Here is a 24748-nt window from a genome sequence, read left to right on the forward strand (position 1 = left end):
ACCATCATTGCGATAGCGGCAGCCAGATCCAAAGTGCGACGAGGGTGGCCAACAGAACGGGCGGCGTCAGTATCAGTCCCACCTTCATGTATTGGCCCCACGTGATTCGTTGGCCCTTTCCGGCTAGGACATGCAGCCATAGAAGCGTCGCGAGCGAGCCGATCGGGGTGAGCTTAGGACCCAAATCATTGCCCACGACGTTGGCATAGATCATCACATCGCGGGTAGCATCGGGAAGGTTGGCCCCATCGATGGCGAGCGCGCCCACCAGCGTTGCCGGCATGTTGTTCATGATCGAGGCGAGTCCCGCCACTGCGAAGCCGGTGCCGATCGTGGCCACAAAACTTCCTTGCGCCGCCAGCCACTCAAGGACCGCACTTGCCGCTTTAGTTAGCCAAGCATTGCCGAGTCCGTAGACCACCAGATACATGCCAACCGAAAACAGCACGATCTGCCAGGGCGCTTCGCGCAGGATCTTCGTCAGCTGCATCGTGGCGCCTCTGCCGCCCGTCGCCCAGCGGCCAGCAATTGCCATCAGCATCAGCGCGGCCGCGCCCGTCACCAGAGCGATGGGTACACCGAGCGGCCCGGTCACGAAATACGCCACAAGTAGCAACGCGAGAAGTGGCAAGGCAGCACGGAAGACCGCCGTGTCACGTATCGCCTCACGCGGCGCTTCGAGATCGCTGACCGGATACGTGCGAGGAATGTCGCGCCGGAACCAGAGCGACAGCACGATCAGTGTCGCTACGACCGACACTAGATTCACCGGCACCATGACCGTTGCATAGCGTCCGAACGACACGTCAAAGAAGTTCGCCGTGACGATGTTGACCAGATTCGAGACAACGAGCGGAAGGCTTGCCGTGTCAGCGATGAAACCACATGCCACCGTGAACGCGAGCGCGCCGGCAGGTGGGAAATTCAGGCGCAGCAAAATGGCGAGAACAATGGGCGTCAGCAAAAGTGCCGCGCCATCGTTAGCGAAAACCGTAGCGATCGTGGCGCCTAGCAGAACGATCAGTGGAAACAGTTTCCGACCATTGCCGCCGCCCCATCGAGCCACGTGCAGTGCTGCCCAGGCAAAGAAGCCGGCCGCGTCCAAGATGAGCGAGATGATGATGAGGGCGACGAAGGTAAAGGTCGCATCCCAGACGATCCCCCACACGGTGCCGACGTCGTTCCACCCGACGACGCCGGTAGCCAAAGCGACTGCGGCACCGGCGAGGGCCGACCAGCCGATGCCAATCCCGCGCGGTTGCCAGATGACGAAAACAAGGGTGGCGATGAAAATCGCGAGGGCAAGCATGCAGCGCTCCGCAGTGGTCAGATGGAGCGCTGATTTACGCGCTTGGACAATTCTTCGGCGTTTTCAACTCGCTCAGAATAGCGATCGGTCAGATACGCCGAGCGGCCACGCACAAGCCAGGTGAATTTGACCAGTTCCTCGCAAACGTCGACGACGCGCTGATAGTAGGCAGACGGCTTCATCCGCCCGGACTCATCGAACTCCTGAAACGCCTTGGCAACGGATGACTGGTTCGGGATCGTGAGCATGCGCATCCACCGGCCGAGCACGCGCAGCTGGTTCACAGCGTTGAAGCTTTGCGAACCGCCGGAAACCTGCATGACGGCCAGCGTCTTGCCCTGCGTCGGGCGCTTGGCGCCCTCGGTGAGAGGAATCCAGTCGATCTGCGCTTTCATGATCCCTGTCATCGCGCCATGGCGCTCCGGACTGACCCAAACCATACCCTCCGACCAGTAGGCGAGCTCGCGTAATTCACTCACCTTCGGGTGGTCTGGAGCCGCCCCGTCGGGCAGCGGCAGGTCGTGCGGATCGAAGATGCGTACGTCGCAGCCGTACCAGCGCAACAAGCGGCCAGTTTCCTCTGCCAGCAGCCGCGAATAGGAACGCTCGCGCAACGAGCCGTACAGGATGAGGATGCGGGGCGGATGTCTGGGGTCGCCGGGCGTGGCCAGTGCGTTGACGTCGATTGGGGTGAGGTGTGTCGGATCGATGCCTGGTAGATCCATGGCAACGCCACCCATCACTTCGACGCTCCGCCTGTCGTCACCGCTTCGCCGTCTTCTTTCGTAAAGGACGCGACCGGGTGGGCCAGCAACGTGAGCACTTTCTCGGATGGCCGGCAGAGCGCCACGCCCCGATCGGAAACGACGATGGGACGATTGATAAGGATTGGGTGCGCGATCATCGCGTCCACCAGCTGTTCGTCAGTGAGGGCAGGATTGTCCAAGCCCAACTCCGCGTACGGGGTTCCCTTCTGGCGTAACAGATCGTGCGGCGCGATGCCCATGGCGGCAATTAGCTCGACCAGCTTCTCGCGCGTCGGCGGGGTGTGCAGATATTCGATGATCTCAGGGTCCTCGCCAGACTGGCGCATCATCTCCAAGACGTTCCGGGACGTGCCGCAGGCAGGGTTGTGATAGATCGTCAGCATCGCAATGATCTCCTTGAGCTGGGCCGTGTCAGGCCGACGGGCATTAAGGCTGAGGAAGGCTCAAACGCAGGTTTCCGATGCGCAACGAGTCAGGGCCACACCACAGATCTCTGGGTTGCCCGAGCAGCAGTCCTCGGTGAGAAACGAGAGCAGCTGGCGCATGTCCTCGTAGCTCGCCGCATAAAGGACACGTCGCCCATCGCGCCAGGAGCGCAGCAGGCGAGCACGCTCCAGCGTCGCGAGGTGAAAGCTCATTCGTGTTGGGGGGATCGTAAGCCGCTCGGCAATCTCCCCTGACGGCATGCCGTCAGGGCCTGCGCGAACAAGCATTCGGAATGCGGCCAGTCGATCGGTGTGTGCGAGGGCAGAGAGGGCTGCGACAGCGGAATCGTCTTTCATCGCGCTACTCTACAAATATAGTTGCAAAGTGCAATGGTTGGTTCAGTTTGCGCCTGCACCGCGGAGGCTGGTGCCGCGCACCAACCGCCGTAGGACCAGTGCATCAGGGATTGGCCGGGGCCACCGGCTGTGGCAGGGGCTCCAGCCACAGCACTTGCGGATACGCTTGAGCACACGCGCATCGACTTCCAGCCTTGCTCGGCAGCAAGGTTGAAGCGCTGCCTACCTAGCGCGCCTGGGCATCCCACAACCCCATGAGCTGTGTGATCGCGGCATCCATCGCCTTGAAGCTCATGCCATCCCGGGCCAGCGTGGATAGCCCGAGCAGGAAACTGTCGAACACGCAGGTCAGTGCGGCGGCGTCCACGGCGGGCCCGAGTTCGCCGCCGGCGATGGCGCGGTCCACGCAGGCGCGGATGCCGGCGCGCGTGCGTGCGCGCGAGCGCGTCAGCGGTGTGCACAGTGCCGAGAGCTCCGGCGACGGCGCGCTCATCACTCCCAGCGTGACCATGCAGCCTTTCGGGTGGCCACGCTCGCACTGCATCTTGGCGGAGCAGCGCAGCGCAAGCTCCACCGCCTGCCTGGGGCCGAGCGCGGCGTCCCACAAGCAGTGGGTCACCTTGGCGTAGGTCGCCAGGTAGCGGTCCATGCATTCCTTGAAGAGCGCTTCCTTCGAGCCGAAGGCGGCATAGAAGCTGGGCGCGGTGATGCCGCCACCAATCGCGGCCTTGAGCTGGCTCAACGAGGTGGACTCGTAGCCCTGTTCCCAGAACAGGTGAAGCGCCTCTTCCACCGCGGCGTCACGGTCGAAGCTGCGTGGCCTTCCCATTTGCGCCATGGCGCCCTCCGATCTCTACATCAAGACTAATCGATACAGATATCGTTGACAACGCAGCCAACCTGTAGATATATATCGATCGATACATATGTGGGCACTCAGTGGTGCCGGCCGGCAGGTCTCAGGACGAAGACCTGCTTTTTTCGGTCTTTATGTGTATCGATCGATATATATGTAGCGGCCTAACCGGCATCCCCCTCCCCAACAAAGGACAGCGTGTGACCTCTTCAACTGCATCCACCGCCGGTGCGATCCCGCCGCCATTGCCAGTCGCCGCGCTGCTGGCGCTGGCCATGACCGGCTTCATCTGCATCGTGACCGAAACCCTTCCGGCAGGACTGCTGCCGCAGATGTCCGCAGGCCTCGGTATCAGCCCGGCACTGGCCGGGCAGACGGTGACCGCCTACGCGCTGGGGTCGGTGATTGCCGCAATTCCGCTGACCATTGCGACCCAGCAGTGGAGGCGGCGTAACGTCCTGTTGCTCACCATCGTCGGCTTCCTGCTGTTCAACTCGGTCACCGCACTGTCGACCAGTTACGCGCTGACCCTGGTGGCGCGCTTGTTTGCCGGCGCAGCGGCAGGCCTGGCGTGGAGCCTGCTTGCCGGTTACGCGCGGCGCATGGTGCAGCCGGACCAGCAGGGCAGGGCCATGGCGATTGCGATGGTGGGCACGCCGGTTGCGCTTTCCCTCGGCGTGCCGCTGGGCACCTGGATGGGCGGCATACTGGGCTGGCGCAGCGCGTTCGCCGCGATGTCCGGACTGACGCTCATTCTGATCGTGTGGGTGCTGCTGAAGGTGCCCGACTACCCCGGCCAGTCCGCAGCGCAGCGGGTGCCGCTACGCAAGGTGCTCGGCACGCCCGGCGTGCGCCCGGTGCTCGCCACCGTGATGGCGTGGATGCTGGCCCACAACATCCTGTACACCTATGTGGCGCCGTTCGCCGCACACGCGGGGCTGGCACATCGCGTGGACGTGTTGCTGTTGATCTTCGGCGTTGCGGCACTGGTCGGTATCGGCGTGGCGGCAAAGTTGGTGGAGCAGCACCTACGTGGCACGGTGTTGGTGTCGTTGGCGACGTTCCTTGCGATCTCAGTGGTGCTGGCATTGCTGCAAGACGTGCAGCCTGTGGTCTACGTCTGTGTGGCGGTGTGGGGCCTGACCTTTGGCGGCGCGGCGACCCTGCTGCAGACCGCGCTTGCCGACAGCGCAGGCGAAGGCGCCGATGTTGCGCTGTCGCTCAACGTGGTTGCCTGGAACAGCGTCATCGCCGGCGGTGGCGTGGTGGGCGGCGTGCTGCTGGACCGATGGGGCGCCCAGACCTTTCCGGTTGCCATGGCCTTGCTGCTGGCAATCGGGCTGCTGATTGCATGGCGTGCCCGGCAGCACGGCTTTGCGGCGGGCGCGCGCTCGCCGGTTGCCGGTCACTAGCGTTGCCCTACCTGATGTCTTCCCGGCTGCGTCCGCCTGGTACCCAGCGAGCGCAGCCGCAGGCAACTGCCGGCATTGCAGGTGTTTATACGTTTCATATACGATTCGTATATTCATGACACAGGAGCTTGCATGGGCATCGTCAATATCGATGACGAACTGCACGATCAGCTGCGTCGCGCGTGCACGGTGACCAGCCGGTCGATCAACGCGCAGGCCACTTTCTGGATCAAGGTCGGCATGCTGTGTGAGATGCATCCGGAATCCTCGTTCCAGGACATCGTGGCGCAGGAACTGCGCGCGGCAGGCGTGCGGCCGCAATCCCTGAAACCGGCGCGGACATGATCAAGCAGCCGGCGGAGATTGCGCTGCTGGCCAACGCCGGTGCGCTGCTGGCGCAGGTGTTCCATGCGCTGGATCAGCTGCCGCTGGCAGGCCGCAGCACGCTGGAACTCAACGACTTCGTCGAGCGGATGATTGTCGACGCGCTGGGCGCGCGGCCGGCCAGCAAGGGGCAGTACGACTTTCCCTTCGTGCTCAACGCCTCGATCGATGATGTGGTGTGCCATGGCGTGCCCGCGGCCGCGGACGTGCTGCGCAACGGGCAGATCGTCAATCTGGATATCACGCTGGAAAAGGACGGCTATATCGCCGACTCCAGCACGACGTATCTGGTGGGCGAGGTGGCGTATCCGGCGCGGCGGCTGGTGCAGGCCACCTATCAGGCGATGTGGAAGGGGATTGCGGCGGTGCGTCCGGGCGCGCGGCTGGGCGACATCGGTCATGCGATTGCGCGGCATGCGCGCGAGCAGGGCTATAGCGTGGTGAAGGAATATTGCGGGCATGGCATCGGCCGGCAGATGCATGAAGAGCCGCAGATCCTGCACTACGGGCATGCCGGCACGGGGATGCAGCTGCAGGAAGGCATGGTGTTCACCATTGAGCCGATGATCAATCAGGGCAGGGCGGCGATCCGCGCCGAGCCGGATCAATGGCCGGTGCATACGCGCGACGGCAAGTTGTCGGCGCAGTTCGAGCACACCGTGGCGGTGACGCGTACCGGTGTGCGTGTGCTGACCTTGCGCCCCGGGGAAACGCCGCTGTGTGCGCTGGGGTGAGCGCGCCGTCCCCCGGCGTGTGGCCTGCGCCCGCTGCCGCCGCTGTGTTCGTTGCTTGCACTGCCGCGGCCAGACTGCGGCAGGTCAGCCAGGTTGCTGCACACTAGGCCGCATCGCTGACGTCTCCCGTGCGCCGGCACCCTGATCCGGCGGAGCGCTGGTCTTCCATGCAGCCACTTCCTCATAACCCCACGCACGCCGTGCACCCGGCGGCAGCATCCTGGCGACGGCCGCTGGAGTGGTTGCGCCGGCAGTTGCGCGCCAACGATCTGTGGTTCATCGGGCTGGCAGCCGTGGTGGGGCTGATTGCGGCGGCACTGATGGTGGTGCAGGCCGGCATGGCGCATGCGCTGCAGGCCTGGCTGTACGCGCTTGCACCGGGCGAGCGGCTCAGTACCGCCGAATCGATCACCGCCACCCAGTTGCTGGTGTTGCCGTTGGGCGGCCTGCTGGTGGGCCTGGTGGCCTTGCTGGCGCGGCGGCGCAAGCGGCCGCTGGTGGATGCGGTGGAAGCCAATGCCCTGCACGGCGGGCGCATGTCGATGCGCGACAACCTGATCGTTGCGGTGCAGACGCTGCTGTCCAACGGTTTCGGCGCATCGGTGGGGCTGGAGGCGACCTACACGCAGATGGGCGCAGGCGCCGGTTCGCAGCTGGGCCGTGTCCTGCGGGTACGCCGGGCCGACATGCGCACGCTGGTCGGTGCCGGCGCGGCAGGCGCGATCGCCGGTGCGTTCGGGGCGCCGCTGGCCGGTGCGTTCTACGCGTTCGAGATCGTGATCGGCGCCTATACGCCGTCGGCGCTTGCGCCGGTGGCCGCAGCGGCGCTGGCCGGCGCGTTCATGGCCAATGCGCTCGGTGCCGCGCCGTATTCGTTGCCGGCGGCGGTCGCCTATCAATTGCAGCCGCGTGACTATGCGATCTACATCGCGTTGGGGCTGACCTGCGCGTTGATCGGCATCGCGGTGATGCGGCTGGTGGCCGGTATCGAACGCGCCGTGGGGCGGATCGAGCTGCCGCTCTGGGGGCGCCCGGTGGTGGGCGGGTTGCTGCTGATTCCGTTGGCGATGTATTCGCCGCAAGTGCTGTCGTCGGGACATGGCGCCCTGCATCTGGACCTGACCAGTAGCAGCACGCTGCAGGTATTGGCCGGTTTGCTGGTGCTCAAATGCGTCGCGTCGGGCATCTCGCTGGGTTTCGGCTTCCGTGGCGGCCTGTTCTTCGCTTCGCTGTTCATGGGCTCGCTGGTGGGCAGCCTGTTTGCGGTGTTCCTGAACCTGCTGGTCGGCGCCGCGGCGGTGGACATCACCAGCGCTTCGTTGGTGGGCATGGCTGCGTTGGCGGCAGCCATTGTCGGTGCGCCGATGACGATGGCCATGCTGATCCTGGAAGGCACGCACGACTTTGTGCTGGCGAGCGCGGTGATGGTGGCGGTGCTGGTGGCCAATACCGTGGTGCGCCAGGTGTTCGGCTATTCGTTCTCCACCTGGCGCCTGCATCTGCGTGGCGAGAACATCCGCAGCGCACGCGACGTGGGGTGGGTGCGCAATCTGTCGGCCGGCAAGATGATGCGCAAGGACGCCAACCACACTGCGCACGACACCACGGTGAGCGAGTTTCGCCGGCGGTTTCCATTGGGGTCCACGCAGCGCGTGGTGCTGGAAGACGCCGCCGGCCATTACGCCGGTGTGGTGCCGCTGGCAGTGCTGTATGCGGACAACGTGCAGGCCGATGCGCCGGTGAGCGACTACGCCAAGCACCGCGATGCGGCATTGCTGGCAGACACCGACATCGTGGCGGTCATGAAGGTCTTCGACGCTACGCAGGCCGACGAGCTGGCGGTGATCGATGCACAACGCAAGGTGCTGGGCGTGTTGTCGGAAGGCTTCGTGCGCAAGCGCTATGCCGAAGAACTGGAAAAGCGCGAACGCGAACTGATGGGCGAGCGTGTGCTCGGCGACGACTGAGCCACGCGCTGCCGGCAGCGGCTGAAGCGACGGGGCGCATGCTGGCCCGGTAGATCCACTGCGTGCAGAAGGTGTCTCACGCAACGCCCTGCGCCCGCGACGCATGCAGCTTGCCCTCGCCAGCGGCAGCATGCGATGCCAGCACGCAGCTTCCAGCGGCCTGTGCGTTGATGTTGCTCATGCATTGGCAGCGTTGCTCGGCTCGACGCGCGTGCGCAGCAGCGCGCCATCGGGTTGTGCAGACCGACCTCAGCGCGTTAGCATGCAGCCTCGTCCAGAGCGATTTCCTCCGACACATGACACCACCCTGACCTAAGGCATCACGCGCTCGCAGTTGCTGCGAAGGTCCAGGTGTTTGACGTTCATGTATTCGCGCCGTGTGTTTGCCGGTGCGCGGAGTCGTTTCAATGTCCAGAGTTTTCTCGTTGCGCCAGCAATGGCTCGGCAACGTGCGTGGCGATGTGCTCGCCGGCATCGTGGTCGCGCTTGCGCTGATTCCCGAAGCCATTGCCTTTTCGATCATTGCCGGCGTCGACCCCAAGGTCGGGCTGTACGCGGCGTTCTGTATTGCGGTGGTGACTTCGATCGCCGGTGGCCGGCCCGGCATGATTTCTGCCGCCACCGGCGCAATGGCGTTGTTGATGGTGGACCTGGTCAAGGACCACGGCCTGCAGTACCTGCTGGCGGCCACCGTGCTGGCCGGCGTGCTGCAGCTGATCGCCGCAGCATTGCGCCTGGGCGCATTGATGCGCTTTGTCTCGCGCTCGGTGATCACCGGCTTCGTCAATGCGTTGGCGATCCTGATCTTCCTGGCGCAGTTGCCGGAGCTGGTCGGCATGCCATGGCCGGTGCATGCGGTGTGTGCAGCGGGCCTGGCCATCATCTATCTGCTGCCGCGCTTCACCACGGCGATTCCCTCGCCGCTGGTCGCCATCGTGGTGCTGACGGCGGTGTGCGCGTACTGGCACATCGACATCCGCAACGTGGGCGATATGGGCCGTCTGCCCGACAGCCTGCCGGTGTTCCTGCTGCCGGACGTGCCGCTGACGTGGGACAGCGTGCGCATCCTGCTGCCGGTGTCGACGACGCTGGCCGTGGTGGGCCTGCTGGAGTCGTTGATGACCGCGCAGATTGTCGAAGACCTCACCGATACCCCGTCGCAGCGCAACCGCGAATGCGCAGGGCAGGGGCTGGCGAACCTGCTGGCCGGGTGCTTCGGTGGCATGGCCGGCTGCGCGATGATCGGGCAATCGGTGATCAATGTGCGCTCGGGCGGGCGCGGGCGCCTGTCGTGCCTGGTGGCCGGTGTCGTCCTGCTGCTGATGGTGGTGTATGGCGCGCCCTGGGTGCGCCAGATCCCGATGGCGGCGTTGGTGGCGGTGATGATCATGGTCAGCATCGGTACCTTCAGCTGGGGCTCGCTACGCGATCTACGCACGCACCCGGGGAGTTCGTCGGTGGTGATGCTGGGCACCGTCGTGGTCACGGTATGGACGCACGATCTGGCCCGCGGCGTGCTGGCCGGGGTGCTGCTGTCGGCGCTGTTCTTTGCGCGCAAGGTCGGGCGCATGTTGCAGGTGCAGGCCAGCGAGCGTGACGACGGAGTGCGCGTGTATGCGGTGCGCGGCCAGGTGTTCTTTGCATCGGCCGGGCAGTTCGTGGCCAGCTTCGATTTCCCGGGCACGCCGCCGAAGGTGTTGATCGATCTGAGCCACGCGCACTTCTGGGACATCAGCGCGGTGGCGGCGCTGGATCGGGTGGTGCTCAAGCTGCGCGCGCACGGCGCCGAGGTCGAGGTGATCGGCGTGAATCAGGCCAGCGACACGCTGATCGAAACCTTAGGAACCCATCGGCGCGATGGCGCGCGCCTGCAGCTGGGGCACTGAGCCCGGCTGCTCGTGCGCAGCCAGCGCGGCCGTCGGCGCCGCCGCGTGGCGTGCATGTTCGTCCAGCAACGCGGACAGGCGACGATGGCAGTCGCGGAAGGCCAGCGCGGAGGCGGGCATGTCGCAGGCATCGAAGGTTCCGGCCTCGGCCTTCCAGGCGGCGAGCAGGTCTTTCAGGTCGCAGATCAGGCTCGGCATGCGGGTGACTCCGTGGGCGTTCTCATCACTACGGCCACAGGTGCCGGCCGGATGCAGTCGCGCTCGTTCGTCCCACGCATGGCCGCGCGGTGGCGCTGCCATCGTGCAGGACACACGTGCGCGTCACATCGGCGGGAGGAGGGTGGCCGTGCGGTCTTTTACCGCTGGAGCAGACCATGAGCAACGACGAAAACGGCAACCGCGGCGTAGACGATCCGACCCCGCCCAATGGCATCAAGGCACCGGGCAGGGACAACACACCGATCCAGGAAGGGCCTGCACAGGACAGCGAGATCGATGACGACGATGGCATCGAAGACCCGGTCGAGGACGATGACGACCTGGGCGCGGAAGACGACGAAGACGAAGACGACGACCAGTAAGCGCGTGGCAGCGTTGCACGCGGCCGTGCAACGCTGAACCCGGCAGAGGGCACCGGTTGCGCGGCATGCGCTGGCTGTGGCCGGCCATGCTGCCTAGACTTGCGGATTGCCCATCCTGTGACATCCATGGACACCTCCCTGTCGCCATTGCCCAACATCGCGTTGGGCCAGTACCGCCACTTCAAGGGCGGCCGTTATGAAGTGCTCGGCGTCGTGCGTTGCAGCGAAACGCTGGCCCCGCTGGTGCTCTATCGCCCGTTGGACAGCGAGGTCGGTCTGTGGGTGCGGCCGTATGCGATGTTCGTCGAGCAGGTCGAGGTGGACGGCGTTGCGCGTCCGCGCTTTGCGCGGGTCGAGTAGGCGCGGCTTGGTCTGCACGACGTTACAGGGCCGTTTGCGAGTGCGTTGGCAATGACGGCTGCCGCCGCTGCGCCAGTCACCACGCCCGATGGCCGGTATCTGATCGTGCGTGGCCGGCTCTGGCGTACCGCCAACCCGCATCTGCGCGAAGACGTGCGTGCCGGGCTGGTCGGCGCCTTGATGGACGCGCGACGCGCGGTCAAGGCGGCCAAGCGCGATGAGGATGCCGGGGGGCTGGCTGCAGCGCGTGCGGCGGTCGATCGTGCCAAGACGGCGCTGGGAGAGCGCGGCCCGGTGTGGTGGAGCGATGGTGCCAAAGACTTCAATCGGCATCTGGTCAAGAACACGCCATACGCGGACTGGTTTGCGGCGCTTGCCGCGCCCGAGGCCTGAGGGCGCGTTGCAGCGGGCCAGGCGTGCCGCCGCCTGCAACGACAAGGCCCGGGAATCCCGGGCCTTGTCTGCTGGATCACACGCCCAGCGGTGTAGAGCGGCTGAGCAGGCTGCTGCGCTCAGCGCCAGGTGGGTACGGCTGGTGCCCGACATCGGCAAGGGCCATTCGGGCACTCCGATGCTGGACGCGCCATTCGCACCCACCTGACGACTGCTCGCAACATGGTGTCAGCTGCTCTTGATCGACGTGGCTGGAGAAGCGGACAGCCGGCCTCAGCCCAGGTCGCAATTGCTCGGCTGCGGCCAGGTGGTGGCGGGCAGCATGGCCTTGACGGCGGCCGGTGCGGTGATGCCGATGGTGCTGGCGCCGTAGAGGTCTTCCAGTTCGTCGATGCTGACGATGTAGCTGTCCAGCGAACCGAGGTTGGCGCTGTTGGGAATCAGCCAGCTGATCGCGCGGGTGCCGCCGCCCGGGTTGGCGGTGATGATCGTCTTCCAGAAGAAGTCCGGGGTGCGGATGCCGTGGCTGCTCAGGAAGTAATCGTTGGTCGTGTCGCTGTAGATCACACCGCCGTAGACCTGCACGCTGGCGATGTCGCGGTAACACTCGGCCACGTTTTCGGCGCGTACCCAGATGCCCTGGTTGAAGCTGGACACCTGCGGCACGATGTTGGACATCAGGTTGGCGCGACGGATGTAGGTCGCGTTGTAGTCCATGTGGTTGGAGGTCACCAGGTGCCCGCGATCGTAGCCGGTGCGCACGCTGGCGTAGGAGGCGGTGGAGGTCTGGCCGGCGCAGCCGCTGGGCAGTTCGGTGTCCAGATTGAAACTGGACGGGCGCGCGGCCGAGCCGGTATCGGCCTGCAGCACGTACTCATAGCGCAGCGCGGTGTGGTTGGTGCAGTCGTAGCGCAAGGTGTAGCCGCCCTTGTTGAGGGTGACGACCTGGGCGTTTGCGCTGGCACTGGCAGCGGTGAACAGCAGAACGGCGAAGAAAGTCCGGAAGCGCATGGGCAGTGAATCTCCTGGAAAATCAATCGGACGCACGACGCCTTCGCCGGCTGCCGGGGGGCAGATCGACGCTCAGCGGAACGCGCGCTGGAAGGGGGATAGTTGGCTCACATTTTTTAGCGAGCGCGACAGCTATCGCATGCAAATGTTGCTTGGTGGTGACGTAGGCGTGAGGAATGTGCAGTCGCGTCAGTTTTTCCGGCAAAAATGTGACCGGTCTCGCGCATTGGGCGGCATACGGGCTGACAGGCGATAAGCCCCTGGTTATGCCTGGAGCGTGCGGATGTGCTTCCGCGCCAGGGTTTTTGCGATGACGCATAGCTGGGCCATCAGCAGAGCGCGGTTGCTGCTGTCGGACAACCGCCCGCGTGGAGGTCGGGGTATGCCGGCACCCGTGGTCAGATGACAACCGTGGGAGTGCAGTCGCGAACACCGCAGGGCCGGTCATCGGCGCAGGATGCGCATGGCTCGGTTTTAAACGGTGCCTTGCCAGCGCCGCGTTCGCCACCGGCGGCACAAAAAACCCCCTTCTGCAGTCCATGCAGAAGAGGGCGTCAAAGACGTCGCGAGAGGATTGGCTCGGTCGACTATGCGACCTCTTTTTCCAGCTGCGGTGCGCTGGCAGGCTGCAGCTGGAACAGCGAGACCAGCTGGGTCAGGGTGCTGGACTGCTTTTCCATCGCCCGTGCCGCGGCCATGGCTTCTTCCACCAACGCCGCATTCTGCTGGGTGGTTTCGTCCATCTGGATCACCGTCTGGTTGACCTGTTCGATGCCGGCCGATTGCTCGCTGGATGCGGCGGTGATCTCACCCATGATGTCGGTGACCCGATTCACGCTGGCGACGATCTCGGTCATGGTGGTGCCGGCCTTGTGCACCAGCACCGAGCCTTCGGCCACCTTGCCCACCGAGGCGTCGATCAGCTCCTTGATCTCCTTGGCCGCAGCGGACGAACGCTGCGCAAGCGTGCGCACTTCCGAGGCCACCACCGCAAAGCCGCGGCCCTGTTCGCCGGCACGGGCGGCTTCCACCGCCGCGTTCAAGGCCAGGATATTGGTCTGGAACGCGATGCCATCGATGACGCTGATGATCTCGGCGATCTTTTTCGAGGAGGTTTCGATGCCCGACATGGTGCCGACGACCTGGCTGACCACCTCGCCGCCCTTGGAGGCTACACCGGCTGCATTGCGTGCCAGTTCGTTGGCCTGTCGCGCATGCTCGGCGTTCTGCTTGACGGTGGAGGTGAGTTCCTCCATCGATGCGGCGGTTTCTTCCAGGCTGGCCGCCTGCTGTTCGGTACGCCGCGACAGGTCCTGATTGCCGGCGGCAATTTCACCGGCCGCAGTATCGATCTCCGACGAGGAATGCTGGATGCGCCCGACGACGTCGGTCAGGCGGTCCACCGTGGTGTTGGCATCGTCGCGCATGCGCGCGAACACGCCGGCAAAGTCGCCGTGCATGCGCGTGGTCAGGTCGCCGCTCGCAATCGCCTGCAACACTTGCGACACCGCGCCCAGGCTCTGGTCCGAGCTGCTCATCAGGTGATTGAGGTCGACCACGATCTGGCGGAAATCATGCTCGAACGCGGTCTCGTCGCCACGTGCGCTGAAGTCGCCTGCCGCCGCCGCCGATGCCAGCCGCTTGATCTCGCCATTGATCGACAACAGGCTGGCCCGCACATCGTTGATCGATTGACTGATCACCGCCTTCTCGCCCGGCAACGGCTCCAGCTGCTGCGACAGGTCGCCGGCGGCATAGCGCTCGGTCAATGCGACGATCTGCATCGTCACCGCGATATGGCTGGACACCAGCGCATTGCTGGCCCGCACCATGCTGCCGAATTCGCCGGGGAATTCCTGCTCGGCGATACGGTGACTGACCATGCCGGCTTCATGCTTGTCGCCCATGTCGGTCTGCGCCTGGATCACGCGACGCAGCTGGCGCTGCATGCTGTCCATCGCCTGCAGCAGCTGGCCGACCTCGTCGTTGCGGTCGATCGAGATGCTGTTGTCCAGCTTGCCCGACGACACCGCATGCGCAATGCCCACCGCACGGTTCAGCGGCTGCGTGATGGCGCGTGCCACGATCCAGCCGAAGGCGATGCACAGCACCGCACCGACCAGGCCCAGCACCAGCCCGCCGATGCTTGCCGCCACCGAGCTGTCCACCGCTTCCTGCACGGTGCCGCGGAAGCGTGCATCGGCACGCTTCTGCATGGCGGTCAGGGTGGTGCGATAGGTTTCCAGTGCCGGTGCCATGGCGCTCATCTGCGCCGCATCGGGTTCGCGCTGTTCCACGAACGCGGCGGCCACGCCGTGCGCCAGGCTGTAGTACTGATCGAACTCCTTGCCCAGGCGTGCCAGCTCCGTCGCATTGGCAGGATCGGATTTCTGCAGTTTCACGTAGGAGGCGTGGATCTCGTCGGCCACCGGCTTGGTGGCCGCCAACATGTCGGCATCGCCGGCGGCAGCGGCGCCGTTGAGCCCGTTGATGAGCTTGTCCAGCGCAGCCACGTTGCGTGTCATGGCGTCGAGCATCGGGAAATGCACGTCGCGTACCGCTTCCAGGCGGTCGTTGTTGCGGTGAAAGACCAGCGTACTGAAGGCCACATAGCTCGATAGGCAAAGGATCGCCACCGCGGCCGGCATCAGGATTTTCCAGAACAACGGTAGCGACAGGATGCGTCTCATGACTTGAGTCTCGAGCAGGTGGCGGGTCACGGCTTCAGGACGACCTTGACGCTGGCGTCGACTGCGCTGGCACTGATGTAACCGATGGCGCCGGGCGTGGCGGCAACGGCCTTCTTGACCGCATCGTCGCCACTGACACGCTTGGGACGCTGCGCCTTGCCGGTGAACATCAGCTGCGACCAGTACGACTTCAGCTGTGCCGCGTCGCGTGAGGCCACTTTCTTGTAGAACTCATCGCGGGTGGCGACGCCTTCTTCCTGATCGATCGGCACCGCCGCGCCGCCACCGGGCAGGCTGTTGGATTTGGCCAGGAAGATCTGCGACACCTGCGCGGCGCTGAGGCTGTCCGGGCCGCCCTTGGCCGACATCACCACCACGACATCGGCATTGGCGCAGAACGCGCTCAGCGACAACGCGGCAAGCAGGGAGACTGCAAAACACTTGGAAATGGTCATGGGGGCTCTCTTAGAACACGAAGTCGACGGAGGCCGACAGCAGGTTGTAGCTGCCGCCCGGACGGAAGCCCGGCTGGATGTTGTTCAACGATCCGAACGAGCCCGCGTTGTTGTTGATGTGGCTGGCCTGCAGCTTGAACGCGACGCTTTCACGCGCGTCCCAACGCAGCGATGCGGTAAAGCTGTGACGGCCGCTTTCGGCCTGCGCCAGTGCGCGCGTCATCACGCCGACCGGATCCTGGCCGGCCGCGATGGTCGGGCCCTTGCGATCGACGTTGGCATAGGTGATCGACGGCGTCAGCGTGCCGAAGCGACCGCCGACACTGAGATAACCGGAGGTGGTCTTGCCGTTGAGCGAGGGCGAGTAATCGGCGCGGATCACTTCGCTGCGCAGGAACCAGCTGCCCGGATCATAGGCGTAACCCAGGCTGGCAAAGCTGCCGTCCACGCCATAGGTGGTCAGGCGATCGGCCAGTGCGGGATTGATGCGCTGATAGACCGAGAACAGGCGCTCCAGCGCCGGTGTATCGAAATCGGTGGTGCCCACGATGTAGGCGGCGCGGAACGTGGACGCACCCGATTCCAGGCCCAGCGCCAGGCCGCGCATGGCGTACACATCGGCCTTCTTCGAATTGATGCGGCCATAGAAACCCTGCACGCTGACCACACTCTCGCCGGCGTTGATGGTGTACACGCCTTCGACGCCGTCCATCGGCAGCAGGTAGTTGTAGACCTCGTACGGCGGACGCACCCACGGGGTGGCGTAACCGACGCGCTGGTACTCGGACAGCATGTACAGCGGCGCAGTGATGCGGCCCAGGCGCGCAGCGAACTGCGGGCCGAACTGATACTTCACATGCGCCAGCGTGACCTTGGGATCGTAATCGCCGCGTTCGGCGTACTCACTGGTCACCTGCAACACGCCGGTGAACTTGTCGGTGAAGTTGGCATTGACCTGGCCGGCGATACGCGAGTCCGGACGTGCCGAGGTGGAGTGGCTGGCACCGGCACCTTCCACGGTCTGGATGTCGGGCGTGAAGTCGGCCTGGTCCTCGGTCGAATGCACCACGCCCAGCGTGCCGAAGCCGCTGAAGGAAAACATCGAGTCCTGCTGCGCGTAGGCGCAGGTCGACGACGCCAGGGCGATGGCGCCACTGAGAAGCTTGACGGTCAATTTCATTGAGAATCTCGGCTGAGTGGGTGATGGACGCAGCGCCATGGGAGGCGCGCGGGCAGAACGGTAATGAGCGTCGCAACGCCCTGGATTGCGGTAGCGGCCGTCTGCATCATTGCTTTAGCGAGATTTTTACAACTTGGAAAAACCGGTTAAGAAACCAAAGCACCACAAGAAGTGGACGATAGTTCCGCCCTATCGAGACGCGTGATTTAGGTGTTTGAAACAGCTGGAATGAATATCTGCGGACATAATCGTCCGCATCGGGAGCCTGCCGATGAGTAGCGCAGCCGGTGAAGGGCGAGGTAAGCAAAAAACCGAATTTTTCCCGGGGGAAATCGACAAAGAGGCGTTTGCTCCGAAGTGCGCACGCAAAAAAACGCCACGCACTGGCGAGCCAGGCGTGGCGGTCTTTGAATTATTTCGCGTGGGCGCGCCAGTTACTGATCGCCAGTGCGATGCGGCCAACAAAGATTTGCTTCGGCTGCATGCAGACGCAACGAGATACAGCCGGCAAGTTACTGGAAACGTTTACTGCTGCCGTGTCGGGAGTTTCACCACGACCTTGATCTCGAACCGGAAGCCCGCCAGCCAGGTCACGCCCACTGCGGTGACGGTGGGGTAGGGCGCCGGGCCCCAGTAGCTCACCCATTTGTCCCACATGGCCTCGAACACCACGTCGGGGTCGAGCATGAACAGCGTGACGTCGACGACGTCCTGTGTGCTGCAGCCGGCTGCGGCGAGGATGGCATCGAGATTGGCGAAGGCACGGGCGATCTCTGCCTCCAGCTCCGGCTCCGGCGAGCCGTCGTCGCGGCTGCCGACCTGGCCGGCGACGAACAGCAAGCCATCGGCGCGGACTGCCGGCGAATAGCGGTGGCGCTCGTACAGCGCGTGCCGCCCCTGCGGAAAAACTGCCTCACGTGTTGCCATGGTGACCTCCATCGGGTGGCGAATCGGAACAGGCAGGCAGCGTAGGTGCTTGCCTGCGCGCGATAAATCGGCGATGGCGAGCAGCACTGTTTGTAGAATCCAAACAATCTTGGGGTCGGGAGTGGCGATGGACCGGTTCGACGCGATGCAGGCGTTTGCGCGGGTGGTGGAGACCGGCAGCTTCACCAAGGCGGCCGAGACCTTGCACATGAGCCGGGCCAGCGTGACCCAGCTGGTGCAGCAGCTGGAGGCACGCCTGCGCGTGAGGCTGCTCAACCGCACCACGCGGCAGGTGCATGTCACCGCCGATGGCGCGGCGTACTACGAACGCGTGCTGCGGCTGCTGGCGGACATGGACGATGCCGAGACCAGCCTGTCCGATGCGTCGGCGCTGCCGCGCGGCCGCCTGCGCGTGGATGTGCCCAGCCCGCTGGCGCGCCTGATCCTGATGCCGGCACTGCCGGCCTTTCATGCGCGTTATCCGGATATCCAGCTGGACATGTGCGTGAGCGATCGCCGCGTGGACCTGATCGGCGAGCACGTGGATTGCGTGGTGCGCGGCGGCACCATCACCGATCAGTCGCTGATCGCGCGCCGCGTGGGCGACCTGCAGGCGGGTGTGTACGCGGCGCCGGTGTATCTGCAGCGGCTGGGCATGCCGGCACATCCGCGCGAGCTGGAAAACAACCGGCATCGCTGTGTGGGCTTCATGCGCTGGCGCAGCAGCAAGACCGTGCCCTATGTCATGCAGCGCGGCAGCGAGGCGGTGCACCTGCAAGGGCGTTACGTGGTGGCGTCCGACGACGGCAATGCCTATCTGGCCGCCGGGCTGGCCGGCATGGGCGTGCTGTGGTTGCCGGTGTACATGGCCAGGGCGCACGTGGCCAGTGGCGAACTGGTGCCGCTGTTCGAGGACTGGCGGATGGAGCCGATGCCGCTGTCGATCGCGTTCCCGCCCAACCGGCATGTCAGCGCCAAGCTGCGTGTGTTCATCGAGTGGGTGAGTGCGTTGATGGCCGAGCATGCGCCAGTGGAAGCGCCGGCGCTGCGCTGAGCGCGCTGCGTGGCGTGGCTGATGTGGTCGTGGTCGTGCACGCAAGACACGGGGGCACGCACGCATGATGGAGTGCGCAGTGCGTGGTGAAGCGTCCTGTCTGCCGACATGCAAGCGACGTTGCTGCCGGTATCGATGCCGATGCCGATGCGGTTGCGGTTGCCGTTGCCGTTGCCGTCGCCACTGGCCTTGCGCAATGCGCGATACGAGAGAGGCTCAAGCCGCATTGCCGATCCCACAGCGTGCAATCGGCAATGCGCAGGGTCACTCCGCCAGCTGGCGCCGCACCGGATAACGCCAGCCGTTGATCGCCGCATACGGCGAGCGCGCATAGATCCATTGCAGCCGCGCATCGCCATCGGCGCGGAATGCGGCATCGTCTGCGAGCTTGCGTTCGAATGCGGCGCGCAGGGCGGCGTCGCTGCGCAGCACGCGCTCGCTGAAGTCCACCAGCTCGGCGCCGTACAAGCCGCTGTCGGGGCTGCCGGCATTGCGGAAACGCCCGCTGGCCAGCAACGAGTCGCTGCTCTGCGGCTCCAGCAACGCGGCTGCCAGCATGCGCATGGGTTGATCGGCAGGCACGCGGACGCTGCCGGCGACGAAGGTTTCTTCCACGGGCTCGGCGTGCGGCGTTTGCGTGCCGGCATCCTTCACGACGCGGATCTGCTGCACCTGGAGCTGGCGCGGCTGCTGCAGGCGTTCGTAAGTGATGCCGTGCGCCTTGAGCAGTTCCACCACATCGTCGTTGCCGGGCGGGATCCACCAGGCGAGCGGGTAGCGCACCGCCTGGGTCTGGCGATAGCCGATCACCGGCATGGTCCAGGTTTCATCGCGGCCCTCCCAGCGCAGTTCCTGCCGCCCGGACACCGGCGACAACGCGCGGGTGTAGCTCACGCCCTTGAACGGCACCTGGGCGATCGGCTGTTGCAGGCGTTCCCAGGCCACCATCAGTTCCTGCGGGCGGGCGGCGCGATCGGCGCGCTTGGCCGCATCGATGTTGCCTGCATCGCGGGCAACCACGCGCAGTGCTGCTTCCAGCAGCACATAGTCGCCCAGCACGCGCTGCCGGTACGACTTCAGGCGATGGTTCTCCACCAGCACGGTGGGGATGCCGGCAAAGTCGCCATACCCGGTGGAATAGCGCGGGCCTTCCGGCGCGTAACGCAGGCCCGAGCGCGGCTCGTTTTCGTCGATCAGGCTCGGGTAGATGGCCGGTGCGTGGCCCTGTTTGCGCAATGCGCTGTTCACCGCCGGCGTAAAGCGTTGCTGCAGCCAGTCGGCAGTGGCGCGCGAGCGTGCATAGGTGCCCCAGCCGGCGAAGGTGAAGGTGATGTCGTACTGGTGATCCAGCCCACCGCTGACATGCAGGTCGATGTAGAGCGCCGGATCCAGGCGATGCAGCAACGCGACCATCGCGCGCGTTTCCGGCGCTTCCAGGGTGAGGTAGTCGCGGTTGAGATTGATGCCGCGCGTGGTGGTGTTCCAGCCCATCTGTTGCGGGCCGCGCAATGCGGCGCCGATCAGCGGGCCGCGCTGCTCGTGACCGTCGGCATTGAAGATCGGCACGAACACCAGATCCACCTGGTCGAGCAGGTGGTCCTTGCCGCGTTGCGCGATATCGCGCAGCAACATCAGGCCGGCATCCTTGCCATCGATCTCGCCGGCGTGGATGCCGGCCTGCGCCAGCACCACCGGCTTGCCGGGCGCGCCCTTGTGCGCGCGGACCAGCAGCAGGTCACGGCCCTCGCTGCTCTTGCCGAACACCTCCAGCGACAGCAGCGGCGAGGCGGCGACCAGGCGTTCCAGCCACGCACGCGTTTCGTCATAGCTGGGAGTGCTGGCGAAATCGTTGCGCTCTGCCGGGGTGCTCCACGGATCGTCCGGTGTGACGATCAACGCCTCGCTGGCCCCATGCCAGGCGCGTACCGGCGGCAGCGGTGCGCTGGTGTCGATGGGCTGCGCGCTGGCCTGTGCGGCAGTCAACAGGGTTGCGGCGAGCAGGCCGGCAGCGGCACGTATGGTGCTGCGGCTGGCAGGTCCGGCGGCGTTGCCGGAAGCGGGTGCGGGAGGGGGCGAGGCGTGCGGGGCAGAGGGGCGCGTATCGGAAGTCATGTGGGGCGTACGGGATCTCGATTGCAGGGAGAACGTGGCAAGGCTTGCTGCTCCTGGGTGGCCGCACCGGCGGCGGCGTTCGACGGCGCGATGCCGCATCGGCGCGTTGCACCAGGCTGCGTGGGTCGGAGGGCTGGTCCCTGGGCGCGGGTCGCGCGGTGCAGGGAGTGCCTCCGGCACCGCAACGACCAGCAGGATATTTGCGTAATACAGTAACATTTGATGGGGCGCGTTCGCGTCGACGGTCGCGCAGCCGCAGCGGCCAGCCTGCTTCCTGTGGTGCCGTCGTCCGAGCGGGATCGCACCGCGCGTTCGCCTCTCCGGCGGGCGCTTGCGCGGCGTCGCCCGGTCCCCTGCAAGCGCTGAAAGCAATGTGATAACGTATCATTTCGTTAAGCCATTGCCTTGCCATGCTTTCCAGTTCTCAAGCCGCCCCTGCCATCTCGATCAGCAACCTGCACGTGGCCTACCGCGACCGCGCCGTGCTGCAGGGGCTGGATCTGCAGGTCGCCGCCGGCAGTGTCTACGCCTTGCTGGGCGGCAATGGCGCCGGCAAGTCCTCCACGCTTTCCAGCTTGCTCGGCTTCGTCAAACCCACCTCCGGCAGCCTGCGGGTCGATGGCATCGACCCGGTCGCCGACCCTGGCGGCGCACGTGCGCGGCTGGCCTATCTGCCGGAAAACGTCGCGCTCTACGAGCACCTGAGCGCGCTGGAAAATGCCGACTACCTGCTCGCGCTGGCCGGCCAGCGCCGCAGCCAGGCCGAGATCGGCCAGGCGCTGGCCGCTGCCGGCCTGCAGCGTGAGGCCTGGCGTCAGCGGCTGGCGGGGTTTTCCAAGGGCATGCGCCAGAAGGTGGCGATTGCGGTGGCCACGCTGCGCCAGGTGCCGGTGTTGCTGCTGGACGAGCCCACCTCGGGCCTGGACCCGCGCGCCATTGGTGACTTCAACCGCTTGGTGAGCAGCGTGCGCGAGCGCGGTGGCGCGGTGCTGATGGTGACGCATGACCTGCTCGGCGCAGTGGATGTCGCCGACCGGATCGGGTTCCTGGAACACGGGCGCATTGCCGAAGACACCGGTGCCGGCGACAGCGGCTTCGACGTGCGTAGCTTGCATGCGCGTTTTGCGCGTGCGCAGGATCGGGCTGCATGAGTCCTGTGCTGTTGGTCGCACGCGAGGAACTGCGTTTCATGGCGCGCAATCGTTCCGCTGCCATCGGTGTGGTGCTGCTGATGCTGCTCACGCTGGTGGCGGCATTGACCGCCGCGCATCATCAGCGCGAGGTGGCCGAGTTCCGCGCGCGCCAGCAACTGGCCGCGCAGCAGGCCTTCGAAGCGCAGCCGGACCGCCACCCGCATCGGGTGGTGCATTACGGCCACTTCATCTATCGCCCGTTGCCGGCGCTGGCCGCCTTCGATGCCGGCGTGGACGCGTTCACCGGCAACAGCATGTTCCTGGAAGGCCATCGCCAGAACACCGCCAACTTCGGCGATGTGCGTCAGAGCTCGCTGCTGGTGCGCTTCGGCCAGCTCACCCCGGCGTTCGTGTTGCAGGTGCTGGCGCCGCTGCTGCTGGTGTTTCTCGGCTATGGCGCGGTGGCGCGCGAGCAGGAGACCGGCACCTTGCGCGCGCTGTTGCTGCAGGGGGCCACGCGTGGGCAATTGTTCGGCGGCAAATATCTCGCGCTCGCGGTGGTGGCCGCTGCCTGCCTGTTGCCGGCCCTGGTCGGGTTGCTGCCGATCGCGTCGTTGCCGGGTCAGGCGCTGCGGGTCGCGCTGCTGGTGCTGGCGTATGCGGTGTATCTGCTGGTGTGGTGCGCGTTGGTGCTGTCGGTGTCGATGCTGTGCCGGCGCGGCCGCGATGCGTTGCTGGTGTCGCTGGCGGTGTGGGTGTGGCTGGCCCTGCTGGTGCCGCGCGTGGCGCCGGATGCGGCCAGTGCGGCGTACCGCCTGCCGACGCGGCTGGAGACCGATGTGGCGATCCAGCGCGACCTGCGCACGCTCGGCGACAGCCACAACCCGGATGACCCGCACTTTGCGCAGTTCAAGCAGCAGACGCTGGCGCGTTATGGCGTGCAGCGGGTGGAAGAGCTGCCGGTCAACTACAAGGGCCTGCTGGCGCTGGAAGGCGAGCGGCTCACCGCGAGCCTGTTCGAGCGCTATGCGGCGCGTGATTCGGCCATCCAACAGCAACAGAATCTACTGGTGCGCACGTTCGCCTTGTTGAGCCCCACGGTTGCGCTGCGCGAGCTGTCGATGACGCTGGCAGAAACCGACCTGCGTGCGCACGAGCGGTTTCTCGCCCAGGCCGAGCATTACCGCTACACGCTAGTGCAGCAGCTCAACCAGCTGCAGGCCGATGCGGTGAGCATGGCCGACGACACCGCGCAGGATGCCGGTGCCGACCAACGCAAGCGCATCTCCTCCGCGCATTGGCATGCGATCCCGGTGTTCGCATTCCAGCCGCCGGCCACCACCGAGGTATTGCGCGCCGCGGGCGCGGCGCTCGGCCTGGTCGGTGCCTGGCTGCTGGCGGCGCTGTGCATGCTGGTGGTGGCCGGCCGGCGTGTGGGAGTGGCGCGCTGATGCTGCTGTGGAAATACGAACTGTTGCTGTTGCTGCGCGCACGCGCTGCGCTGGCCGGCCTGCTGTTGCTGGCGGTGTTGACCGTGTGCAGCCTGCTCTCCGGCCAGCACCTCATCGCTGCGCAGCGCGCCAACATCGCGCGCATTGCAGCGCTGCAGCAGGAGGACATCGCAGCGGTGCAAGACTATGTGGCGCGCTCCAACGACGCCGGCAGCGCGGCCTACTACAGCTTCCATCCGACCTGGGATGTGCCCACGCCACTGGCATTTGCCGCGGTGGGCATGCGCGATGTCTCGCCGTACATCCTGCGTGTCCGCGCGCTGGGCCTGGAAGCGCAGATCCACGATGGCGACAGCTACAACCCGGAGCTGGCATTGGCCGGGCGCTTCGACTACGCCTTCGTGCTGGTGTTCCTGCTGCCGTTGTTCGTGATCGCGCTGCTGTTCGATCTGCGTTCGGGCGAACGCGAGGCCGGGCGTGCGCGCATGCTCGCCGCATTGCCGGGAGCGGGCACGGCGTTGCTGGTGTGGCGCGTGGCGGTGCGTGCCGCTGCGGTGCTGGTGTGCTTGGGTGTGCCGTTTGTGATTGCCGCAACGCTCAATGCGGTGCCGCTGCTGCAACAGCTCGCGGTGCTGGCATTGACCTGCGCCTATCTGCTGTTCTGGGTGCTGCTGGCGGTGCTGGTCGGGCGTCTGCAGTGGCGCCCCGCCGCGCATGCCACCGCCCTGGCGACCTGCTGGGTGGTGCTGGCGCTGGTCGCACCGGCGCTGGCGCATGTGGCGATCAATCAGGCAGTGCCGGTCAACCAAGGCAGCGAGATCGCGCGGTTGCAGCGCGAGGCGGTCAACCACGCCTGGGACATTCCGCGCCAGCACACCATGCGGGCCTTCTACGCGCAGAACCCGCAGTGGGCGGACTCGGCGCCGCTGACCGGCGCGTTCCACTACAAGTGGTATTTCGCCTTCCACGAAAACGGCGACCAACAGGTGGCCCCGCAGGTCGGGGCGTATCGCCAAGGTTTGCAGCGACGCGAGGCGCTGGCGCAGCGTGTTGCCAGCGTGTTGCCGCCGGTGGCGTTGCAGGCCGCGTTGACGCGCCTGGCAGGCACCGATCTGCGCGCGCAACTGGCGTACCAGGACCGCATCCGCGCCTACCACCAGGCACTGCGGACGTTCTATTACGGCTATCTGTTCCGCGACCGCCCGTTTACGCGCGAGGACTTCGGGCGCGCGCCACGTTTCGATGCAAGCGCCGATCCTGCGTCATAGCGGCAGCTGCGATTCACCCTCCGCCTTCGTTGTCCA

The 24748-nt window shown here is 65.6% G+C and carries 24 protein-coding genes and 1 other RNA gene; 13 read left to right on the forward strand and 12 right to left on the reverse strand.

The features are described 5' to 3' along the window. Positions 1–4: 4 nt before the first annotated feature. From DYQ94_RS18745 to DYQ94_RS18765, 5 genes are all read right to left on the reverse strand, one after another. Positions 5–1309, reverse strand: a complete 1305-nt coding sequence (locus tag DYQ94_RS18745) for an arsenic transporter (RefSeq protein WP_237475028.1) — start codon at positions 1307–1309, stop codon at positions 5–7. A 17-nt stretch (positions 1310–1326) separates the two neighbouring features. Continuing rightward, positions 1327–2034, reverse strand: coding sequence for an arsenical resistance protein ArsH (arsH, locus tag DYQ94_RS18750; protein WP_181097625.1), 708 nt, complete (start codon positions 2032–2034; stop codon positions 1327–1329). Between the two features lie 14 nt (positions 2035–2048). Continuing rightward, entirely contained in the window at positions 2049–2459 is a 411-nt protein-coding gene (gene arsC, locus DYQ94_RS18755; protein ID WP_080931373.1) for an arsenate reductase (glutaredoxin), read from the reverse strand. A gap of 60 nt (positions 2460–2519) precedes the next feature. Then, positions 2520–2858 carry an ArsR/SmtB family transcription factor gene (locus DYQ94_RS18760; protein WP_102580468.1) on the reverse strand — a complete coding sequence of 113 codons (339 nt, stop codon included), beginning with the start codon at positions 2856–2858 and terminating at the stop codon, positions 2520–2522. Positions 2859–3084: 226 nt separating this feature from the next. Continuing rightward, complete coding sequence (locus DYQ94_RS18765) at positions 3085–3687, reverse strand: TetR/AcrR family transcriptional regulator (RefSeq protein WP_505414914.1); 603 nt, start codon at positions 3685–3687, stop codon at positions 3085–3087. A gap of 302 nt (positions 3688–3989) precedes the next feature. Between DYQ94_RS18765 and DYQ94_RS18770 the strand changes: the two genes are divergently transcribed. From DYQ94_RS18770 to DYQ94_RS18790, 5 genes are all read left to right on the forward strand, one after another. Next, positions 3990–5126, forward strand: a complete 1137-nt coding sequence (locus DYQ94_RS18770; RefSeq protein ID WP_202397616.1) for an MFS transporter — start codon at positions 3990–3992, stop codon at positions 5124–5126. Between the two features lie 132 nt (positions 5127–5258). Then, positions 5259–5471 carry a ParD-like family protein gene (locus DYQ94_RS18775; protein WP_024938505.1) on the forward strand — a complete coding sequence of 71 codons (213 nt, stop codon included), beginning with the start codon at positions 5259–5261 and terminating at the stop codon, positions 5469–5471. Then, entirely contained in the window at positions 5468–6244 is a 777-nt protein-coding gene (gene map, locus DYQ94_RS18780; RefSeq protein WP_126966571.1) for a type I methionyl aminopeptidase, read from the forward strand. Before DYQ94_RS18775 ends, map begins: the two co-directional genes overlap by 4 nt. A 167-nt stretch (positions 6245–6411) precedes the next feature. Continuing rightward, the gene (locus DYQ94_RS18785; protein ID WP_126966572.1) at positions 6412–8211 is read left to right on the forward strand and encodes a chloride channel protein; all 1800 of its coding nucleotides are present in this window, start codon (positions 6412–6414) and stop codon (positions 8209–8211) included. Positions 8212–8618: 407 nt separating this feature from the next. Further along, positions 8619–10097 (forward strand): SulP family inorganic anion transporter, encoded by a 1479-nt coding sequence (locus DYQ94_RS18790; RefSeq protein WP_047129435.1) that lies wholly within the window; start codon positions 8619–8621, stop codon positions 10095–10097. On the opposite strand, the gene DYQ94_RS18795 is transcribed toward DYQ94_RS18790, so the two are convergent. After that, entirely contained in the window at positions 10050–10295 is a 246-nt protein-coding gene (locus DYQ94_RS18795; RefSeq protein ID WP_126966573.1) for a hypothetical protein, read from the reverse strand. The two genes, DYQ94_RS18790 and DYQ94_RS18795, sit on opposite strands and share 48 nt — an antisense overlap. Before the next feature lie 176 nt (positions 10296–10471). Between DYQ94_RS18795 and DYQ94_RS18800 the strand changes: the two genes are divergently transcribed. The 4 genes from DYQ94_RS18800 to DYQ94_RS18815 all read left to right on the forward strand — a co-directional run bounded on the left by DYQ94_RS18800 (position 10472) and on the right by DYQ94_RS18815 (position 11665). Then, positions 10472–10678, forward strand: a complete 207-nt coding sequence (locus DYQ94_RS18800; protein WP_047127422.1) for a hypothetical protein — start codon at positions 10472–10474, stop codon at positions 10676–10678. Between the two features lie 126 nt (positions 10679–10804). Beyond that, positions 10805–11038 carry a DUF1653 domain-containing protein gene (locus tag DYQ94_RS18805; protein ID WP_024938499.1) on the forward strand — a complete coding sequence of 78 codons (234 nt, stop codon included), beginning with the start codon at positions 10805–10807 and terminating at the stop codon, positions 11036–11038. A 51-nt stretch (positions 11039–11089) separates the two neighbouring features. Continuing rightward, positions 11090–11431 (forward strand): hypothetical protein, encoded by a 342-nt coding sequence (locus DYQ94_RS18810; RefSeq protein WP_102251169.1) that lies wholly within the window; start codon positions 11090–11092, stop codon positions 11429–11431. Positions 11432–11588: 157 nt separating this feature from the next. Beyond that, a non-coding RNA gene (locus tag DYQ94_RS18815) (sX9 sRNA) lies at positions 11589–11665 on the forward strand. Positions 11666–11704: 39 nt separating this feature from the next. On the opposite strand, the gene DYQ94_RS18820 is transcribed toward DYQ94_RS18815, so the two are convergent. The 5 genes from DYQ94_RS18820 to DYQ94_RS18840 form a co-directional block, all read right to left on the reverse strand. Continuing rightward, positions 11705–12442: a DNA/RNA non-specific endonuclease gene (locus DYQ94_RS18820; protein ID WP_039518674.1), complete on the reverse strand. Its 738-nt coding sequence runs from the start codon at positions 12440–12442 to the stop codon at positions 11705–11707. Between the two features lie 587 nt (positions 12443–13029). Continuing rightward, the gene (locus DYQ94_RS18825; RefSeq protein ID WP_126966574.1) at positions 13030–15162 is read right to left on the reverse strand and encodes a methyl-accepting chemotaxis protein; all 2133 of its coding nucleotides are present in this window, start codon (positions 15160–15162) and stop codon (positions 13030–13032) included. Continuing rightward, entirely contained in the window at positions 15159–15587 is a 429-nt protein-coding gene (locus tag DYQ94_RS18830) for a type 2 periplasmic-binding domain-containing protein (RefSeq protein ID WP_024938495.1), read from the reverse strand. The genes DYQ94_RS18825 and DYQ94_RS18830 overlap by 4 nt, the downstream gene beginning before the upstream one ends. Before the next feature lie 10 nt (positions 15588–15597). Continuing rightward, entirely contained in the window at positions 15598–16767 is a 1170-nt protein-coding gene (locus tag DYQ94_RS18835; protein WP_126966575.1) for a hypothetical protein, read from the reverse strand. Positions 16768–17292: 525 nt separating this feature from the next. Further along, positions 17293–17694: a Rid family hydrolase gene (locus tag DYQ94_RS18840; RefSeq protein WP_126966576.1), complete on the reverse strand. Its 402-nt coding sequence runs from the start codon at positions 17692–17694 to the stop codon at positions 17293–17295. Between the two features lie 127 nt (positions 17695–17821). Between DYQ94_RS18840 and DYQ94_RS18845 the strand changes: the two genes are divergently transcribed. After that, positions 17822–18748 carry a LysR family transcriptional regulator gene (locus DYQ94_RS18845; RefSeq protein WP_160955245.1) on the forward strand — a complete coding sequence of 309 codons (927 nt, stop codon included), beginning with the start codon at positions 17822–17824 and terminating at the stop codon, positions 18746–18748. A gap of 264 nt (positions 18749–19012) precedes the next feature. Here DYQ94_RS18845 and DYQ94_RS18850 read toward each other — a convergent pair whose 3' ends face one another. Beyond that, entirely contained in the window at positions 19013–20860 is a 1848-nt protein-coding gene (locus DYQ94_RS18850) for a M14 family metallopeptidase (protein WP_425519010.1), read from the reverse strand. Positions 20861–21270: 410 nt separating this feature from the next. Here DYQ94_RS18850 and DYQ94_RS18855 point away from each other — a divergent pair, with 410 nt between their 5' ends. The 3 genes from DYQ94_RS18855 to DYQ94_RS18865 are packed head-to-tail and all read left to right on the forward strand — an operon-like array spanning position 21271 to position 24712. After that, a complete protein-coding gene (locus DYQ94_RS18855) occupies positions 21271–22011 on the forward strand; it encodes an ABC transporter ATP-binding protein (RefSeq protein ID WP_126966578.1) in 741 nt (246 codons plus the stop codon). Further along, positions 22008–23444, forward strand: coding sequence for an ABC transporter permease (locus DYQ94_RS18860; RefSeq protein ID WP_126966579.1), 1437 nt, complete (start codon positions 22008–22010; stop codon positions 23442–23444). The genes DYQ94_RS18855 and DYQ94_RS18860 overlap by 4 nt, the downstream gene beginning before the upstream one ends. Further along, positions 23444–24712, forward strand: coding sequence for a DUF3526 domain-containing protein (locus DYQ94_RS18865; RefSeq protein ID WP_160955161.1), 1269 nt, complete (start codon positions 23444–23446; stop codon positions 24710–24712). Before DYQ94_RS18860 ends, DYQ94_RS18865 begins: the two co-directional genes overlap by 1 nt. Positions 24713–24748: the final 36 nt, after the last annotated feature.

Origin of the sequence: Xanthomonas sp. LMG 8993, assembly GCF_009835065.2 — a bacterium.
Lineage (GTDB): Bacteria > Pseudomonadota > Gammaproteobacteria > Xanthomonadales > Xanthomonadaceae > Xanthomonas > Xanthomonas arboricola.